A 17,920-nucleotide genomic window follows, 5' to 3' on the forward strand; every position below is an offset into this window, starting at 1 on the left:
AAATTGAAAATTAGAAGTTAAAGGAGTAATTGTTCCATTAAATAGAATAGTTTGTTGTGATACTCCTCTTTATATTAAAATATCCGACTATAAATATGAGGTGCGGTTAGGCTATGAATTAGTTTTTAAATATGATTTTTTTGTATAGCTTTTGGGAAGAATGTGTTGTTATCACTGATAAGTTTTAGCAGCAAGGATGATAAAAATATTCGGATATCACAAATGAAAAAGGCTTGGTCAACGCCTAACCGAAGCGATAAAACAGAAGAGGAAATGTGGAAGTCTTATCAAAAAATTGCAAACAGACAAACTTTTGAGAAACTATGCAATATGGAAGAGATTGCAAATGAATCTGATATAGTAAATAAAAAATCGGAAAATAGTTACCACCTTATCGCTCTGTACAAAATGATTGGATACGGAGTTACAGGGTTTTATCCTGCCTTGGAAGAAAATAAAGATGAGCTGGAGAGAAAAATCGAAGAATACATTATGTGCTTAAGAACAAATCCCAGTTTGTTGGATTAGTAACTAAATATAAATTTTAAATTTTTTAATTTTTAATAAGGAGGTCTGCGCCTCCTTTTTGTTGTATAATAAATACGAGAGGAAAAAACGATGAAAGTGATTGATCAAACCTTACTAGAAAAAGTTATTATTGAACGTTCTCGTACCAGTCATAAAGGGGACTACGGTCGTCTGCTGTTGCTGGGTGGAACTTATCCTTATGGTGGTGCCATTATCATGGCTACTTTAGCAGCTGTAAAAAGCGGTGCAGGATTGGTGACCGTTGGAACGGACAGGGAAAATATTCTAGCTCTGCACAGCCATTTACCTGAGGCTATGGCCTTTGCTCTTCAAGATCAGCAATTGTTAAAAGAGCAGTTGGATAAGGCAGAAGTTGTCTTGCTGGGGCCTGGTTTACGAGATGATGCTTTTGGAGAAAATCTAGTAAAACAAGTCTTTGTTAATTTAAGCCAAAATCAGATTTTGATTGTAGATGGTGGTGCCCTGACCATTCTTGCTAGAACAAGTTTGTCATTTCCCTCAAGCCAGCTTATCCTAACTCCTCACCAAAAAGAATGGGAAAAGCTGTCTGGTATTGCTATTGAAAAGCAAAACGAAGCTGCAACGGCTAGTTCCTTGAGTTCCTTCCCTCAAGGAACAATTTTGGTGGAGAAAGGCTCAGCTACTCGTATTTGGCAAGCTGGTCAGTCTGATTATTACCAGTTACAGGTTGGCGGTCCCTATCAGGCGACTGGGGGAATGGGAGATACGCTTGCTGGGATGATTGCAGGATTTGCAGGCCAGTTTAAGCAAGCTAGTCTTTACGAACGTGTGGCAGTAGCGACCCATCTTCATTCAGCCATAGCCCAAGAACTAGCTCAAGAACAGTATGTGGTTTTGCCAACGGAGATTAGTAATTGTCTTCCTAAAGTAATGAAAATTATTTGTCAAAAAGAGAAGGTAAGCAAAGATAAACTTGTTTAAAATAGACAGATAAACCTACTTCCTTCTCTTAATTTATGATTCTTGAAATGCGCCTGCTTTAATGCTAAACTAGACGTATCAAAGTTAAGGTCTTGTTTTTGGAATTGGAAAGAGATGAACAAAGCAAATACATAAAAGATAAACTCATTTTTATTCGTTTTGTAAAAAGAAAATGCATATTTTTAAAGAAAGATTGATGAAAAATGTAAATTTGATCTTTTCACTTGAATAAAAAGCGGTTTCATAGTAAAATAAGAACTGAGAATGATGGAGGTAAATCGGTGGAAAATCTGAAGAAAATGGCAGGTATCAAGGCTGCTGAGTTTGTCAAGGATGGCATGGTCGTTGGACTTGGAACAGGCTCGACTGCCTATTATTTTGTCGAAGAAATCGGTCGTCGTATCAAGGAAGAAGGATTGCAGATTATAGCTGTAACAACTTCTAGTGTGACTAGTAAACAGGCAGAAGGCCTTAATATCCCACTCAAATCTATTGACCAAGTAGACTTTGTCGATGTGACAGTTGATGGCGCGGATGAAGTGGATAGTCAGTTTAATGGAATCAAAGGTGGTGGTGGTGCTCTTCTGATGGAGAAGGTTGTTGCGACACCATCAAAAGAATACATTTGGGTGGTGGATGAAAGCAAGCTGGTTGAAAAACTAGGTGCTTTTAAATTGCCTGTGGAAGTGGTTCAGTATGGAGCAGAGCAGGTCTTTCGTCATTTTGAACGAGCTGGCTACAAACCAAGCTTCCGTGAAAAAGACGGTCAACGTTTTGTGACGGATATGCAGAATTTTATCATTGACCTCGCCTTGGATGTCATTGAAAATCCAATTGCTTTTGGACAAGAATTGGATCATGTCGTTGGTGTCGTAGAACATGGCTTATTCAACCAAATGGTGGATAGGGTCATCGTTGCTGGACGAGATGGAGTTCGGATTTTAACTTCAAAAAAAGGAAAATAGAAGGGGGCATAAGATGTCTAAATTTAATCGTATTCATTTGGTGGTACTGGATTCTGTAGGAATCGGTGCAGCACCAGATGCTAATAACTTTGTCAATGCAGGGGTTCCAGATGGAGCTTCTGACACACTGGGACACATTTCAAAAACAGTTGGTTTGAATGTCCCAAACATGGCTAAAATCGGTCTTGGAAATATTCCTCGTGAAACTCCTCTGAAGACAGTACCGGCAGAAAGCAATCCAACTGGATATGCAACAAAATTGGAAGAAGTGTCCCTTGGTAAGGACACCATGACTGGGCACTGGGAAATCATGGGACTCAACATTACGGAGCCTTTCGATACTTTCTGGAACGGATTCCCAGAAGAAATCTTGACAAAAATCGAAGAATTTTCAGGACGTAAGGTCATTCGTGAAGCTAACAAACCTTACTCAGGAACAGCCGTTATCGATGATTTTGGACCACGTCAGATGGAAACTGGAGAGTTGATTATCTATACTTCAGCTGATCCTGTTTTGCAAATTGCTGCCCACGAAGATATTATTCCTTTGGACGAATTGTACCGTATCTGTGAATACGCTCGTTCAATTACACTTGAGCGTCCGGCCCTTCTTGGTCGCATCATTGCCCGTCCATATGTTGGTGAGCCAGGTAACTTCACTCGTACGGCAAACCGTCGTGACTTGGCTGTATCTCCATTTGCACCGACTGTTTTGGATAAATTGAACGAAGCTGGTATCGATACTTACGCTGTTGGTAAAATCAATGATATCTTTAACGGTGCTGGTATCAACCATGACATGGGCCACAACAAGTCAAACAGGCATGGAATTGATACACTATTGAAGACAATGGGCCTTACTGAGTTTGAAAAAGGATTCTCCTTCACAAACTTGGTGGACTTTGATGCCCTTTACGGTCACCGCCGCAATGCTCATGGTTACCGTGATTGCTTGCATGAGTTTGATGAACGCTTGCCTGAAATTATCGCAGCCATGAGAGAGAATGATCTTCTCTTGATTACAGCGGACCATGGAAATGACCCAACCTACGCAGGAACAGACCACACTCGTGAATATATTCCACTTTTGGCCTACAGCCCTGCCTTTAAAGGCAATGGTGTCATTCCAGTAGGACATTTTGCAGATATTTCAGCGACTGTTGCCGATAACTTTGGTGTGGAAACTGCCATGATTGGGGAAAGTTTCTTAGATAAATTGGTATAAGATGACGCACTATGCTTTACTTGTTCGGGGCATTAATGTTGGTGGGAAAAATAAGGTTGTCATGGCGGAGCTTCGTCAAGAATTGACAGACTTGGAACTGGAAAAGGTTGAAAGCTACATCAACAGTGGCAACATTCTCTTTACTTCGACAGAACCAAAAGCTCGATTGGTTGAAAAATTAGAGACTTTCTTTGCAGTCCATTATCCATTTATTCAGAGCTTTTCTTTACTGAGTCAAGAAGACTATGAAGCAGAAGTGGAGAATCTACCAGCTTGGTGGAACGAAGACTTGGCACGAAAAGATGTCCTTTTCTACACGGAGGGTTTGGATGTGGAGCAAGTCAAAGCAACAGTTGAAAGTTTAGAGTTGAAAGATGAGGTGCTTCATTTTGGAAAACTTGGGATTTTCTGGGGGAAATTTTCTGAAGAATCCTACTATGCAACTGCCTATCACAAGTACTTGCTCAAGATGCCTTTCTATCGCCACATTACTATTCGTAATGCTAAAACCTTTGCCAAAATTGGTCAAATGCTAAAAAATAATAAAGGAAATACACAATGACATTTTTAGACAAAATCAATGAAACAGCTGCTTTCCTGAAAGACAAGGGAATCCAAGCCCCTGAGTTTGGTCTAATCCTTGGATCAGGTCTTGGAGAATTGGCAGAAGAAATCGAAAATCCAGTTGTAGTAGACTATGCTGATATTCCAAACTGGGGCCGTTCAACAGTAGTTGGTCACGCTGGTAAATTAGTATATGGGGAACTTGCAGGTCGCAAGGTTTTGGCTCTTCAAGGTCGTTTCCATTTCTACGAAGGAAATCCTCTTGAAGTTGTGACTTTCCCAGTTCGTGTCATGAAAGTTCTTGGATGTGAAGGTGTCATTGTAACCAATGCTGCTGGTGGTATTGGTTATGGCCCTGGTACTTTGATGGCTATTTCAGACCATATCAATATGACGGGGCAAAACCCATTGATGGGTGAAAATTTGGATGAATTTGGTCCACGTTTCCCTGATATGTCTAAGGCCTACACACCAGAATACCGTGCTACTGCCCATGAAGTGGCTAAAAAACTTGGTATCAAGCTTGATGAAGGTGTCTATATCGGTGTTACTGGTCCAACTTATGAAACACCAGCAGAAATCCGTGCCTATAAGACACTGGGAGCAGATGCAGTCGGTATGTCTACGGTTCCTGAAGTGATTGTGGCAGCTCACTCAGGTTTAAAAGTTCTGGGAATTTCATGTATTACTAACCATGCTGCTGGTTTCCAAGAAGAACTCAACCACGAAGAAGTTGTAGAAGTGACTGAACGTGTTAAAGGCGACTTCAAAGGCTTGCTTAAAGCGATTCTTGCTGAATTGTAAGAAAAAAGATTTAAAAGGGGGAATGCCTCTTTCCTTTCATGGTTGACTATTCGGAACAAAGAAGAAACATAGGTATACTATGGGTTTCTTCCTACTCTTGTAACTGAAAGAGTCTGATAGTTAGCATTGTGAAAGACAAGAATCTAGGATGCTGGGATTAGCTTCCTAGCCAAGCAGACTAGGATGATAAGGAGAGATAAGAATGGATTTCATTTCTGAATTTCTCAGTCTTGTCCTAGATAGGGGACAAAGAGATTTAGTTTGAGTCTGCTTACAAATAAACGAAAAGAAAGATAAGAAATAATGAAAATCGGTCAACGAATTATGCGTTTTGGCATAAAAAAATTAAGTATCGGAGTTGTATCTGTTGCAGTCGGCTTCGCATTTCTAGCTCCAGCTGGGATTTCAGCTAATGAAGTAAAACAAGATGTAACATCTGAAGTGGTAACAAGAGTGCTAGATTCTAAGGAGGAATTGAGAGAGACAGAAAATGTTGCTCCAAAACTAGAAACTCCTCTTAGAGAGGAGCCAAGACTAGCTCCTCAAACGCTTCCGGAAGCAAGTGAAGTTCTTGAAAACAAAAGGGAAGAATCGAAAATAGAGATGACAGAGCCTGTTCAAGACTCACCTATTCTTGCTCCTGTAGAAGAAACTAAAGAAGAAGTTGTGACAGAAAAACCAACAAATACTCGTTCTTTAACAGCAGAAGATTTGGTGAAGATTTCTAAAGGGGAATTGCATTTAGAAAATGATTTGATTGATGATTCTCTCTATGGTGAAAAAGTTCTTGATTTGGAAGGGGATGATGACCAAGATGGCATCAAAAACAAAGATGAACTTTATGTTTACAACAAAGATGGTAAGGATTATCTAGGATATAACAGTCATCCCTTGCTAGCAGACAGTGATGGGGATGGTTTGGCAGATGGAGAAGATGACAATAAGAAAGAATGGTATGTCACAGACCGTGATTCTCTTCTCTTTATGGAGTTAGCCTATCGAGACGATGATTATATTGAGAAAATTTTAGATCATAAGAATCCTTTCCCTAGTCTCTATCTTGACCGTCAAGAATACAAACTTATGCACAATGAATTGGCTCCTTTCTGGAAGATGAAAAAAGCCTACCATACAGATAGTGGCTTGGATGCTTTCTTATTTGAGACCAAGAGCGACCTTCCTTATCTCAAAGATGGAACGGTGCACATGTTGGCTATTCGTGGAACGCGAGTTAATGACGCCAAGGATTTAAGTGCAGATTTGGTTTTATTTGGTGGAAATAAACCAGCTCAAGCGGATGATATCCGCAAGGTTGTTGGGGAATTAGCCAAGGATACAAGTATTACGAAATTATATATGACAGGTCATTCTCTTGGAGGCTACCTAGCTCAGATTGCAGCGGTTGAAGCTTACCAAAAATATCCTGATTTTTATAACCATGTATTGAGAAAAGTGACGACTTTCAGTGCTCCTAAAGTGATTACTTCCAGAACTGTTTGGAATGCTAAGAATGGTTTCTGGGATGTTGGTTTGGAAAGCCGTAAATTAGCTGTTAGTGGAAAAATTAAGCATTATGTGGTTGATAATGATAATGTTGTGACTCCCTTGATTCATAATGATCGTGATATTGTTACATTTACAGGTAATTCACGCTTTAAACATCGTTCTCGTGGCTATTTTGAAAGTCGAATGAATGATATTCCTAACTTTAATATTGGTAAACGAACTACCTTGGATAAACATGGTTATCGTGATCCGAAATTGGATAAAGTGCGATTCTTTAAGAAACAGGCTCTGCCTCAATCTTCTAGTCAACCAAGCGCTGAACCAATGGAAAATATTGCCTTAGGGAAACAGGTTAGTCAAAGTTCGACAGCTTTCGGAGGAGATGCTAGAAGAGCTGTGGATGGCAAAGTTGATGGTAACTATGGTCACAATTCTGTCACTCATACCAACTTCCAATCTAAACCTTGGTGGCAAGTAGATTTGGCTAAAGAAGAAACCATTCGCCAAATCAATATTTACAACCGCACAGACACTGCCCAGGATAGATTGGCAAACTTTGATGTCATTCTGTTAGATAGTTTTGGTAAAGAAATTGAGAGAAAACGCATAACATCTCTTAAAGATGTGTCAGCACAAATTGCGATTAACCATAAAAAAGCGCGCTATGTTCGAATTGAGCTAGAAGGCTATAATGCCCTCAGTCTTGCAGAAGTCCAAGTATATCGTGCTGAGAATATCGCTTGGAAAAAACAAGCTAAGCAAAGTTCTACTGATTTTGGTGGAGATGCTAGTCGTGCCTTGGATGGTAATACCAATAGTAGTTATAGCCAGCAATCAATTACCCATACAAAATTTGAAAACCAGCCTTGGTGGGAAGTTGATTTAGGTCGTACAGAACAGGTAGGACTTGTTCGCCTTCATAACCGTGGGGATGGCGAGCTTTCTAAACGTCTGTCAGACTTTGATGTGATTTTATATGATGAAAAAGGGAAAGAAGTTGCTAGACAGTATGTTTCTAAACTTGACGGAACGAGCTTGGATGTTCAATTAAATGGGAAATTGGGACGCCGTGTTCGTGTGCAACTACGTAAGAACAATCAAGCCCTCAGTCTTGCAGAAGTAGAAGTTTTCCGCTTTATCGCTACGAATGGTGAGACAGCGACACAAGTTTCTAAGCCAGTTCAACCAATCAGTCAGACTCCTGTGAAGGATAAAACATTGACAATTCAACATAGTGGAGCTTACATTGCCCGCTACTCTATCACTTGGGAAGAAGTTACAGTAGATAAAGATGGAAACCAAGTTGTTCGTAGTCGTTCTTGGGAAGGAAACGGTCGCAACCAGACTGCAGGTTTTGTCCTCAACCTCCCAATCAAAGAAAATATGAGAAATCTGCGAATTAAGATTGAGAAAAAGACAGGTCTACTATGGAATAGATGGCAAACAATCTATGAAAACAGACCAATTTTAGCTCAACCCCACCGTAAAATTACCCATTGGGGCACGACATTAAATTCTAAGATTTCTGATGACGATGTCTTGTAAAAAATCCTACTATTTAATAATGAGATGATTTAGTTTATAAGAGAAGAACTACCTGAGCTTGAATAGAACTCAGGTAGCTCTCTGTGAAAGAACAAAATTAAACAGAAAGGTATAGTGAGGTGTTCTGATTTGAACACGAGTAGAAATTCGTACCTATAAGATGCTTGGAACAGATGTGGTCGGAATGTCAACTGCTCCTGAAGTTATTGTTGTAGCCTACTCAAGTTTGAAACTTCTAAGAATTTCATGTATTACTAACTATACTACTGGTTTCAAAGAAGAGATTAACCACGAAGAGGTTATAGAAGTGACTGAGTGTGTTAAAGGTGATTTTAAAGGCTTACTTAAAGCCGTTTTTACTGAATTATTACTATGTTAAAAGAATTGAGGAGTACTTTTCAGAAAATCCCTTATAATCTTAAATTATTCCTAGCAGTCATTTTGCAAGGAATAGTTTCAGGTTTATTTGGTATTTTTCTACATTATCTTTTAAAGATAATAGAGGGGATAGCTTTTGGTCAATCAGAGCATCAAACTGTATTCTTGACAGATGGAGTTTCCTCATCGCGGATAGGATTAAGTTTAATAATTGTGGGTCTTGGCTCATCCTTGGTCTGGTATTTCTTGCAAAAAAAATCACAGATTTTTTCCATTAAAGCGCAGATGAAGGATGAGACTTCACAATACAAACTTCATTTTTTAAAACAGCTATTTCATTCAATTTGGCAAATTATTGCAGTTGGAGGGGGAGCACCTATTGGTAAAGAAGCTGCACCACGAGAGATTGGAACTCTATTTGCAGGACCAATTGGAAAAATATGTTCTCTCTCTAAGAAGGATCAAATCTTTCTCCTTGCTTGTGGTGCTGGTGCTGGTTTAGCAGCTGTCTACCAGGTTCCATTAACAAGTGTCTTCTTTGTTTTTGAAACTCTAGGAATTGCTCTATCTATTAAACGATTTATCTTAGTCGGTTTGACTACCTATGTGTCAACCTATACAGCAGGCTTGGTTATTTCAGATCAGGCTCTCTACCAGATTCCAGCGATAACATGGTCATTAAAGGAAACGTGGATTATTCCCTTATTACTTCTTTTCTTAACCCCACTAGCTTGGCTTTTTGATCGCTTAAGTAAAGAAGTATCTTCAAACAGAATAAAAGATAAACGAATACTTCTCACATTGCCTACAGCTTTTCTTTTTCTTGCTGGGTTGGCAAGTTATTTTCCACATCTACTTGGAAATGGACGTATGATGGCTCAGGAAGTATTGAATGGTAGCGATGGCAAAACAGTATTCCTCTTGTTTATCCTAAAAGCACTGGTCGTTCTTATTACTCTGTGGGCAGGGGCCTATGGTGGTACACTTACGCCATCTTTTGCCTTGGGGATGGCTGGAGCTGCTCTCTTTGGAATGATTCTAGGTGGGGATAGCCAGCCAAGCATTTTGCTTATGGGATCTGTTTGCTTTTTGTCTGTGACCTTGAGGGCTCGCTGGTCTGCAACTGGATTAGTAATAGGTTTCACTGGGCTAGGTTTGGATTCTCTTCCGTATCTCTTAGTAACAGCTGTTTTAGCTTATGAATTTGCAAAAATATTAGACCGTTTTTCTTGGGCTAGCATACTGTGTCAGAAGTCAAAGAATAAAGTAATTAGGTAGGAAATGCTCATTTCTTCTAGTTAAGGATTTAACTTAAAAGATTAAAAACTATTGTCAGTTTATCAATAACTATTTTAAATAAAAATGTAGTAGGTTTATCGGAGTCATGATTGAATCCGATAAGCCTAGCTATGAAATATAAAAAAGAAAGGTAGAGCGAGATGTTCTGATTTGAACACGAGCGGAAAACTTTTCTAAAAACTTAGAGAGGGTAGTTTGGTTTTGAATTGAACCCGTGCTATTCTCCTATTTGTCATCAAAATTAAGAAAGAAAGGAGTTGAACCCACCCTAAAAGCAGTGGGAAAAAGATAGTTGGTCTAGCGAGCATCGCTCACTACACCCAACTCCTATTTTCCCTTTGCTTTTTGACGGGTTTGGTATCTTTCTGATTATAAATTTTAGAATAAAGAAAGGATGGGTTAACTGTATTCATTGAACTGAATACGGGCGGAGAACTGTGTAAAAAAGATAAACTGTCTAGCATCTGCGATGCGTCGTCAGTTTCCTATTTTTACTTTGTTCTCTGTCGCTATCCTAAATATACAAAAAAAGAAAGGTAGAGCGTGTGTTCTGATTTGAACACGAGCGGAAAACTTGGAAAATAGATAATCTGACTGAGAAATCAGGATTTCTCGTCAGATTCCTAATTTTCAGTCGTTTTCTTGTCGCTCTTTGTATCATAAATTATGTCTATCCATATTGCTGCTCAGCAGGGTGAAGTTGCTGATAAAATTCTTCTTCCTGGGGATCCTCTTCGTGCTAAGTTTATTGCGGAGAATTTCCTTGAAGATGCTGTTTGTTTTAACGAAGTGCGTAACATGTTTGGTTATACTGGTACTTACAAGGGTCACCGTGTATCTGTTATGGGAACTGGGATGGGAATGCCATCTATTTCGATTTATGCGCGTGAGTTGATTGTTGACTACGGTGTGAAGAAATTGATTCGTGTGGGAACCGCTGGTTCTTTGAATGAAGATGTTCACGTTCGTGAATTAGTTTTGGCGCAAGCAGCTGCAACTAACTCAAACATCGTCCGTAATGACTGGCCACAGTACGATTTTCCACAAATCGCTAGCTTTGATTTGCTAGATAAGGCCTACCATATTGCCAAAGAACTTGGTATGACCACCCACGTTGGGAACGTTTTGTCTTCTGATGTCTTTTATTCAAACTACTTTGAAAAGAATATCGAGCTTGGTAAATGGGGAGTCAAGGCCGTAGAAATGGAAGCAGCGGCACTCTACTATTTGGCTGCCCAATACCATGTTGACGCCCTTGCTATCATGACTATTTCAGATAGTTTGGTTAATCCAGATGAAGATACAACTGCAGAAGAACGTCAAAACACCTTCACTGATATGATGAAGGTTGGTTTGGAAACATTGATTGCAGAATAATTATAGCCAAAAAAGGAAGCCCTTCTTTATGAATTGGAGGACTTCCTTTTCTTATCTAGAAATTGATCTAGCTCTCTTTGATTTCGAAGAATAGTGACTTTATGTGAGTATTCTTGGCAAAGTTTTTGGTAATTCTCTTTTTGAGCTTTAGTCCGTCCATCCCAGAGAATCCATCTGATAAACTCCCAATTAAACTGTTCTTGACAACCATCTGCCATACTTTCTCTGACCTTGCCTCGGTATTTGAGATAACGTTTAAAGGCTCTAAAGAGACAGGTCAATGGCGAAAAATTAAGAAAGATGATTTGGTCAGCTTCCTGCATTCTTTCCTCATAGAAACACCAAGAATAATTACCATCGATGACCCAAGATTCATGCTTGGTGAGAAAGTTTTTCATCTCGGTCAACATCCATTCGCGGTCACTGTCTTGCCAACCAGGTTGAAATTGGAGTGTGTCCATATGAAGTTTTGGGATGGAGTAGTGGAGAGATAACTTTTCAGCTAGCGTTGACTTACCAGCACCAGAATATCCGATAATTGCGATTTTCATTTTCTACCTTTTCCTATTTGAGGACAAAAAAACAGCCTCTATGGACTGTTTCTTATTTAGCAAGTTTAGCTGAAAGACGAGCTTTGTCGCGGCTTGCTTTGTTTTTGTGAATCAAACCTTTAGTTTCTGCTTTATCGATAGCTGAGCTAGCAGCACGGAAAAGTTCTTCAGATGGGTTTGCTTCGAAAGCTTTGATAGCAGTACGCATAGCTGATTTTTGAGCTGAGTTCTTTTCGTTTTGTTTAACGTTCAATTCAGCGCGTTTGATAGCTGATTTAATGTTTGCCAATGTTCTTACCTCCATATTTACTAACTATACCATTATATCTGAAAACTTACGTTTTGACAAGGGAAAATTACTTTTTTAAGTAAATTTCATCGATTTCATGGTTCTTACTTTTATGTAGAATCACTTCCGCACGATTTCTGGTTGGTTCAATATAATTTTGTAGATTTGTGAGATTGATACTGGTCCAGACCTGATGGGCAAAGGATTCCACTTCCCCAATCGGCATCTGAGTAAAACGATAGTAGTAGCTATCAGGGTCATTTTGGGCTAGGCTCAGCATTTTCAAGAAACGGTCCAGATACCAACTCTCAATATCATCCACTCCAGCATCAACATAGATGGAAAAGTCAAAGAAGTCAGTGATATAGAGACGCTCGTTTTGTGGATTTTGAAAGACATTGATTCCTTCAACAATCACAAAATCAGCAGCTTTGACGCTTTGCTTTTCCTCGGGTACGATGTCGTAGACTTCATGAGAATAGACAGGAATATCCACATCTTGTCCATTTTTGATACGGTCCAAGAAGTTGAGAAGAGCTTCCATATCATAGCTTTCAGGAAATCCCTTGCGATTTAAAATCCCTTGTTCAACCAAGGTCTGGTTGGGATAGAGAAAGCCGTCAGTTGTTACCAACTCAACCGTAGCATCTGTAAGTGTACGGGACAGTAGGATTTGAAGTAGGCGACTGGTTGTGGATTTTCCAACGGCAACACTCCCAGAAACCCCAATGATAAAAGGCTGGGATTTGCTTTCACGTTGAAGGAAAATCCCTTTTGAAAAGGCCAAATCATCCTTGGTACGCTTGTAAATCTGGATGAGATGGGCTAGGGGGAGATAGACATCGGTAACATCCTGCAAGCTAATCTGGTCATTAAAACTCTTGATGGATTCTAATTCCTCTTCTGTCAAAGGAGGTGTTGTCTTTCGATGTAAAGATTGCCAAGTCTGGCGGCTGATTTTTTCAAAATGTAAAAATTCGTTGGTCATGTGTTTTCCCCTAGATATTTTGTTTATCATACCATAAAAAGCTAAAAAAATAAAGCGGTTTCTTGAATTCAGTCAGTCAAAATTATATAATAGAGGTAGACGGAGGATGACCAATTTATTAATGAAGTAGGAGCTGGTTTCTCCTGATTTATAAGCTAATAAAGGGGGCTTTTGGGTTTATAACTTATAGGAGGTGTACTATGAAAATTTTGAAACCTTACCTATTGGAACTCTGTTTTATTTTGAGTTTTGCCTTACCTTTTATAAAAGGAGCCAATGCGGACAATGGTAGACGCTTTGTAGAAATCTATTACGGTTTTACTTTTTTGATGGAACATGCCATTGTAACAGCTGTCTTTATCTGTTCGCTCTTAGTTGCTTTCTTCCTAAAAAAACGGTGGGCGAAATGGCTTGCTGCTGGTAGTTATTGCTTTTTAGTCCTATGGATTGCGACAGAGGGTTATTTCTTCCGCATGTCGCTAGAAGATTTGATACGACTTTGGACAAGTTTGGAAATCCTGACAAAAACGTATCAGTTGGGCTTTTATCTAAATATTTTGTTGGGAATTTTGTTGATAATTAAGTATCTGAAGGTTAAGCAATAGTAATAAAAATGCGCTTGATTATAGACAATAAATTTGTTGTTTTATCATGGCAATGATAGCTGTAGTCCTAGATGAAATACTATTTGCTTATAAAGGTTGAAAGAGATTGAAGGGGAGCTATTGTAAAGCAACTTCCTTCAATCTTTTTGTCTCATTCTGGATATGTAAACGATTTACAATTTAAGGCAAATTATGGTAAAATAGTTTCATGAGTAAAATGTATTATGCAGAAAATCCTGACGCTGCTCACGACATTCATGAGTTGAGAGTGGACTTGTTGGGAGAAAAAATGACCTTTTTGACGGATGCGGGTGTTTTTAGCAAGAAAATGGTTGACTTTGGAAGTCAACTCTTGCTCAAGTGTCTTGAGGTCAACCAAGGAGAGACAGTCCTAGATGTCGGCTGTGGTTATGGTCCATTAGGTTTGTCCTTAGTCAAGGTTTACGGCGTTCAGGCGACCATGGTCGATATCAATAATCGTGCCTTGGATTTGGCGCGACAAAATGCTGAACGAAATAAAGTAGAAGCGACGATTTTCCAGTCCAACATTTATGAACAAGTTGAAGGTCAATTTGACCATATCATTTCCAATCCCCCTATTCGTGCTGGAAAAAAAGTCGTTCATGAAATCATCGAGAAAAGTAAAGATTTCTTGGAAATTGGTGGAGATTTGACCATCGTCATCCAGAAAAAACAAGGAGCTCCAAGTGCCAAGTCTAAGATGGAAGATGTGTTTGGCAATTGTGAAATCCTTAAAAAAGACAAGGGATACTATATCCTTAGAAGTGTGAAAGAATGAGAGCAGTTGATTTAATCCAAAAAAAACGAGACGGTCAAGAACTGACTTCAAGTGAAATTGAATGGCTAGTAGAAGGCTATGTATCAGGAACTGTTCCTGATTATCAGATGTCTGCCTTTGCTATGGCTGTTTATTTCAAAGGAATGACGACTCGAGAAATATCTGATTTGACCATGAAAATGGTTCAGACAGGTCAAGAGTTTGATTTATCTGCTATTGATGGGGTTAAGGTTGACAAGCATTCTACGGGTGGTGTTGGTGATAAGGTAACCTTGATTTTGGCTCCTCTTGTTGCTAGCTTTGGTGTGCCTGTAGCCAAAATGAGTGGTCGTGGTCTCGGCCATACTGGTGGAACAATTGATAAATTGGAGTCTATCAAGGGCTATCAAGTAGAACGTAGTCAAGAGGATTTTATTCGTCAGGTTCAGGATATTGGTGTATCTGTCATTGGGCAATCAGACCAGCTGGTCAAAGCAGATAAGCTTCTCTACGCTCTCCGTGATGTGACCGCAACTGTTGACACGATTCCTTTGATTGCGAGTTCGGTGATGAGCAAGAAAATTGCGGCAGGAGCGGATGCTATTTTGCTAGACGTGACTGTCGGTGAGGGTGCTTTCATGAAGACGGTTGATGAGGCGCGCGAATTGGCTCAAACCATGGTGGAACTTGGTAAGGCAGTTGGTCGAAAGACGGTAGCAGTGATTACGGATATGAGCCAGCCCTTGGGACGAGCGATTGGAAATCGTCTGGAAATCCTTGAAGCATTGGAGATTTTACAAGGTCAAGGACGTCAGGATATTACCCACTTCATCTGTGAATTGGCTCAGATTATGCTTGGTTTGGCAAATGTAAATAAAACAGTTGAAGAAGTTCGGCAACATCTTGAAAATGGTCAAGCACTGGCTAAGTTTGAGGAAATGGTGCAAGCCCAAGGTGGGGACTTGGAAGACCTCTACCGTCCTGTAAATGTAGCCCATGTGGTGGAAATCCCTGCCCAGGAAACGGGTATTATCTCAGCTCTTCCAGCTATGGAATTTGGGCTTTATGCCATGAGACTGGGGGCAGGCCGTGCAGTCAAGTCTGATGCCTTGGACTATGAAACAGGAATTGTTTTTGAAAAGAAGGTGGGAGATTCCGTTCAAAAGGGAGAAATTGTTGCAAAAGTATACACAAATGGAAAAATTTCTCCTCAGCTAGTTACAGATTTTCAAAAATATGTTAAAATAAATGATAGGGTGCAAAGTTTACGAGAAATTATAGAAATTATCTCATAAACCGCAGGAGAATCCGAATATGAAATTAAATAAATATATCGATCATACGCTTTTAAAACAAGATGCAACAGAAAATCAAATTGATTGTTTGTTGTCTGAGGCTAGAGAGTATGATTTTGCCAGCGTCTGCGTCAATCCGACCTGGGTTGAACATGCTAAAAAAGGGCTTGAAGGTACAGATGTCAAGGTCTGTACAGTGGTTGGTTTCCCCTTGGGAGCAACAACTTCAGCCGTGAAAGCTTTTGAAACAAAAGAAGCTATCCAAAATGGGGCTGATGAGATTGACATGGTAATCAATGTTGGGGCTCTCAAATCAGGCAATTTAGCCTTGGTTGAGTCAGATATTCGCGCAGTCGTGGAAGCAAGTGGTGACAAGTTAGTGAAAGTCATTATTGAAGCTTGCCTTCTGACAGATCAAGAAAAAGTTGTGGCTTGTCAATTAGCCCAAAAAGCAGGAGCTGATTTTGTTAAAACATCTACTGGCTTTTCAACTGGTGGCGCTACGATAGCAGATGTTCAATTGATGCGTGAAACAGTTGGGCCTGATATGGGTGTCAAGGCTGCTGGTGGAGCTCGTTCTTATGCAGATGCTCTTGCATTTGTGGAAGCAGGTGCGACCCGTATCGGAACGTCAGCTGGGGTAGCCATTTTAAAAGGAGAATTGGCAGATGGCGACTACTGAGTTGATTGAACTGGCAATTGAAACCAGCAAACATGCCTATGTCCCCTATTCTCACTTTCCTATCGGAGCAGTTTTAGTAGCCAAAGACGGAAGTGTTTACACGGGAGTGAATATCGAAAATGCTAGCTATCCTTTGACAAACTGCGGAGAGCGTACAGCGATTTTTAAAGCAGTTTCCGAAGGGCAAAGAGAATTTTCAGAGCTGATTGTTTATGGTCAAACTGAAAAACCGATTTCACCATGTGGTGCTTGTCGCCAAGTAATGGTCGAATTTTTTGAACAAGATCTAAAAGTGACCTTAGTCGCAAAAGATAAATCGACGGTCGAGATGACGGTCGGGGAGTTACTTCCATATTCTTTTACAGACTTAAATTAGTCTGAGTCGCTCTTTGAGTGACACGGTCCTTGTGACCAATCAATCCATACTTGCAACATCGTTGCACATCTTATTTAGGAGGTTCAGTAATGAACAAGAAACAATGGCTAGGCCTTGGTCTAGTTGCAGTGGCAGCAGTTGGACTTGCTGCATGTGGTAACCGCTCTTCTCGTAAGGCAGATTCATCTTCTGATGTGAAGACAAAAGCAGCAATCGTCACTGACACTGGTGGTGTTGATGACAAATCATTCAACCAATCAGCTTGGGAAGGTTTGCAGGCTTGGGGTAAAGAACACAATCTTTCAAAAGATAACGGTTTCACTTACTTCCAATCAACAAGTGAAGCTGACTACGCTAACAACTTGCAACAAGCGGCTGGAAGTTACAACCTAATCTTCGGTGTTGGTTTTGCCCTTCACAATGCGGTTGAAGAAGCAGCTAAAGAACATTCTGACTTGAACTATGTCTTGATTGATGATGTAATTAAAAATCAAAAGAATGTTGCGAGCGTAACTTTCGCTGATAATGAGTCAGGTTACCTTGCAGGTGTAGCTGCAGCAAAAACAACTAAAACAAAACAAGTTGGTTTTGTAGGTGGGCAGGAGTCAGAAGTTATCTCTCGTTTTGAAGCAGGATTCAAGGCTGGTGTTGCGTCAGTAGACCCATCTATCAAAGTACAAGTTGACTATGCTGGTTCATTTGGTGATGCTGCTAAAGGTAAAACAATTGCAGCCGCACAATACGCAGCCGGTGCAGATATTGTTTACCAAGTAGCTGGTGGTACAGGTGCTGGTGTCTTTGCAGAAGCAAAATCACTCAACGAAAGCCGTCCTGAAAATGAAAAAGTTTGGGTTATCGGTGTTGACCGTGACCAAGAAGCAGAAGGTAAATACACTTCTAAAGATGGTAAAGAATCAAACTTTGTTCTTGCATCTACTTTGAAACAAGTTGGTACAACTGTAAAAGATATTTCTAACAAGGCAGAAAAAGGTGAATTCCCTGGCGGTCAAGTGATCGTTTACTCATTGAAAGATAAAGGGGTTGACTTGGTAACAACTAACCTTTCTGAAGAAGGTAAAAAAGCCGTTGAAGATGCTAAAGCTAAAATCCTTGATGGAAGTGTAAAAGTTCCTGCAAAATAATGGATGGAAGTTATTTCTTAGGAAGCGGCCATCGGCCGCTTTTTAAGAGTTGAGACAAAG

Annotated in this window: 18 protein-coding genes and 2 pseudogenes; 17 read left to right on the forward strand and 3 right to left on the reverse strand. The window is 39.9% G+C overall.

Annotated elements, in window-relative coordinates:
• The first annotated feature begins 222 nt into the window (after nucleotides 1–222).
• From HT732_RS03345 to deoD, 11 genes and pseudogenes are all read left to right on the forward strand, one after another.
• Nucleotides 223–528 carry a hypothetical protein gene (locus tag HT732_RS03345; protein WP_173253953.1) on the forward strand — a complete coding sequence of 102 codons (306 nt, stop codon included), beginning with the start codon at nucleotides 223–225 and terminating at the stop codon, nucleotides 526–528.
• Between the two features lie 90 nt (nucleotides 529–618).
• On the forward strand, nucleotides 619–1,491 hold the full coding sequence (locus tag HT732_RS03350) for an NAD(P)H-hydrate dehydratase (protein WP_173253954.1): 873 nt from the start codon (nucleotides 619–621) through the stop codon (nucleotides 1,489–1,491).
• A gap of 281 nt (nucleotides 1,492–1,772) precedes the next feature.
• Nucleotides 1,773–2,456 (forward strand): ribose-5-phosphate isomerase RpiA, encoded by a 684-nt coding sequence (gene rpiA, locus HT732_RS03355; RefSeq protein ID WP_173253955.1) that lies wholly within the window; start codon nucleotides 1,773–1,775, stop codon nucleotides 2,454–2,456.
• A gap of 13 nt (nucleotides 2,457–2,469) precedes the next feature.
• Nucleotides 2,470–3,681 carry a phosphopentomutase gene (locus tag HT732_RS03360; protein WP_173253956.1) on the forward strand — a complete coding sequence of 404 codons (1,212 nt, stop codon included), beginning with the start codon at nucleotides 2,470–2,472 and terminating at the stop codon, nucleotides 3,679–3,681.
• 1 nt (nucleotide 3,682) lies between these two features.
• Nucleotides 3,683–4,243: a DUF1697 domain-containing protein gene (locus tag HT732_RS03365; RefSeq protein WP_173253957.1), complete on the forward strand. Its 561-nt coding sequence runs from the start codon at nucleotides 3,683–3,685 to the stop codon at nucleotides 4,241–4,243.
• Nucleotides 4,240–5,049, forward strand: a complete 810-nt coding sequence (locus HT732_RS03370) for a purine-nucleoside phosphorylase (protein WP_173253958.1) — start codon at nucleotides 4,240–4,242, stop codon at nucleotides 5,047–5,049. Before HT732_RS03365 ends, HT732_RS03370 begins: the two co-directional genes overlap by 4 nt.
• 324 nt (nucleotides 5,050–5,373) lie before the next feature.
• Nucleotides 5,374–7,188: pseudogene (locus tag HT732_RS10545) on the forward strand (discoidin domain-containing protein); the annotation flags it as partial.
• Nucleotides 7,180–8,100, forward strand: coding sequence for a thiol-activated cytolysin C-terminal domain-containing protein (locus HT732_RS10550; protein ID WP_345890476.1), 921 nt, complete (start codon nucleotides 7,180–7,182; stop codon nucleotides 8,098–8,100). The pseudogene HT732_RS10545 and the gene HT732_RS10550, both read left to right, overlap by 9 nt.
• A 142-nt stretch (nucleotides 8,101–8,242) precedes the next feature.
• A pseudogene (locus HT732_RS03380) lies at nucleotides 8,243–8,479 on the forward strand (purine-nucleoside phosphorylase); the annotation flags it as partial.
• Nucleotides 8,473–9,756: a chloride channel protein gene (locus HT732_RS03385; RefSeq protein WP_173253961.1), complete on the forward strand. Its 1,284-nt coding sequence runs from the start codon at nucleotides 8,473–8,475 to the stop codon at nucleotides 9,754–9,756. The pseudogene HT732_RS03380 and the gene HT732_RS03385, both read left to right, overlap by 7 nt.
• 687 nt (nucleotides 9,757–10,443) lie before the next feature.
• The gene (gene deoD, locus HT732_RS03390; protein WP_173253962.1) at nucleotides 10,444–11,154 is read left to right on the forward strand and encodes a purine-nucleoside phosphorylase; all 711 of its coding nucleotides are present in this window, start codon (nucleotides 10,444–10,446) and stop codon (nucleotides 11,152–11,154) included.
• A 26-nt stretch (nucleotides 11,155–11,180) separates the two neighbouring features.
• Here deoD and HT732_RS03395 read toward each other — a convergent pair whose 3' ends face one another.
• From HT732_RS03395 to coaA, 3 genes are all read right to left on the reverse strand, one after another.
• Entirely contained in the window at nucleotides 11,181–11,705 is a 525-nt protein-coding gene (locus HT732_RS03395; RefSeq protein WP_173253963.1) for a DNA topology modulation protein, read from the reverse strand.
• 52 nt (nucleotides 11,706–11,757) lie between these two features.
• Nucleotides 11,758–11,994: a 30S ribosomal protein S20 gene (gene rpsT, locus HT732_RS03400; RefSeq protein ID WP_001274000.1), complete on the reverse strand. Its 237-nt coding sequence runs from the start codon at nucleotides 11,992–11,994 to the stop codon at nucleotides 11,758–11,760.
• A gap of 67 nt (nucleotides 11,995–12,061) precedes the next feature.
• The gene (coaA, locus tag HT732_RS03405) at nucleotides 12,062–12,982 is read right to left on the reverse strand and encodes a type I pantothenate kinase (protein WP_173253964.1); all 921 of its coding nucleotides are present in this window, start codon (nucleotides 12,980–12,982) and stop codon (nucleotides 12,062–12,064) included.
• Nucleotides 12,983–13,182: 200 nt separating this feature from the next.
• Here coaA and HT732_RS03410 point away from each other — a divergent pair, with 200 nt between their 5' ends.
• The 6 genes from HT732_RS03410 (at nucleotide 13,183) to HT732_RS03435 (ending at nucleotide 17,860) form a co-directional block, all read left to right on the forward strand.
• Entirely contained in the window at nucleotides 13,183–13,587 is a 405-nt protein-coding gene (locus HT732_RS03410) for a hypothetical protein (protein WP_173253965.1), read from the forward strand.
• Between the two features lie 208 nt (nucleotides 13,588–13,795).
• Nucleotides 13,796–14,386, forward strand: a complete 591-nt coding sequence (locus HT732_RS03415) for a class I SAM-dependent methyltransferase (RefSeq protein ID WP_345890502.1) — start codon at nucleotides 13,796–13,798, stop codon at nucleotides 14,384–14,386.
• Nucleotides 14,383–15,660, forward strand: coding sequence for a pyrimidine-nucleoside phosphorylase (locus HT732_RS03420; RefSeq protein WP_173253966.1), 1,278 nt, complete (start codon nucleotides 14,383–14,385; stop codon nucleotides 15,658–15,660). Before HT732_RS03415 ends, HT732_RS03420 begins: the two co-directional genes overlap by 4 nt.
• 19 nt (nucleotides 15,661–15,679) lie before the next feature.
• Complete coding sequence (gene deoC, locus HT732_RS03425) at nucleotides 15,680–16,342, forward strand: deoxyribose-phosphate aldolase (protein WP_173253967.1); 663 nt, start codon at nucleotides 15,680–15,682, stop codon at nucleotides 16,340–16,342.
• Nucleotides 16,329–16,718, forward strand: a complete 390-nt coding sequence (locus HT732_RS03430; protein ID WP_000246089.1) for a cytidine deaminase — start codon at nucleotides 16,329–16,331, stop codon at nucleotides 16,716–16,718. The genes deoC and HT732_RS03430 overlap by 14 nt, the downstream gene beginning before the upstream one ends.
• A gap of 89 nt (nucleotides 16,719–16,807) precedes the next feature.
• Nucleotides 16,808–17,860 (forward strand): BMP family protein, encoded by a 1,053-nt coding sequence (locus tag HT732_RS03435; RefSeq protein ID WP_173253968.1) that lies wholly within the window; start codon nucleotides 16,808–16,810, stop codon nucleotides 17,858–17,860.
• Nucleotides 17,861–17,920 lie beyond the last annotated feature (60 nt).

Source organism: Streptococcus sp. 5346, from assembly GCF_013277455.1.
Taxonomy (GTDB): Bacteria; Bacillota; Bacilli; order Lactobacillales; family Streptococcaceae; genus Streptococcus.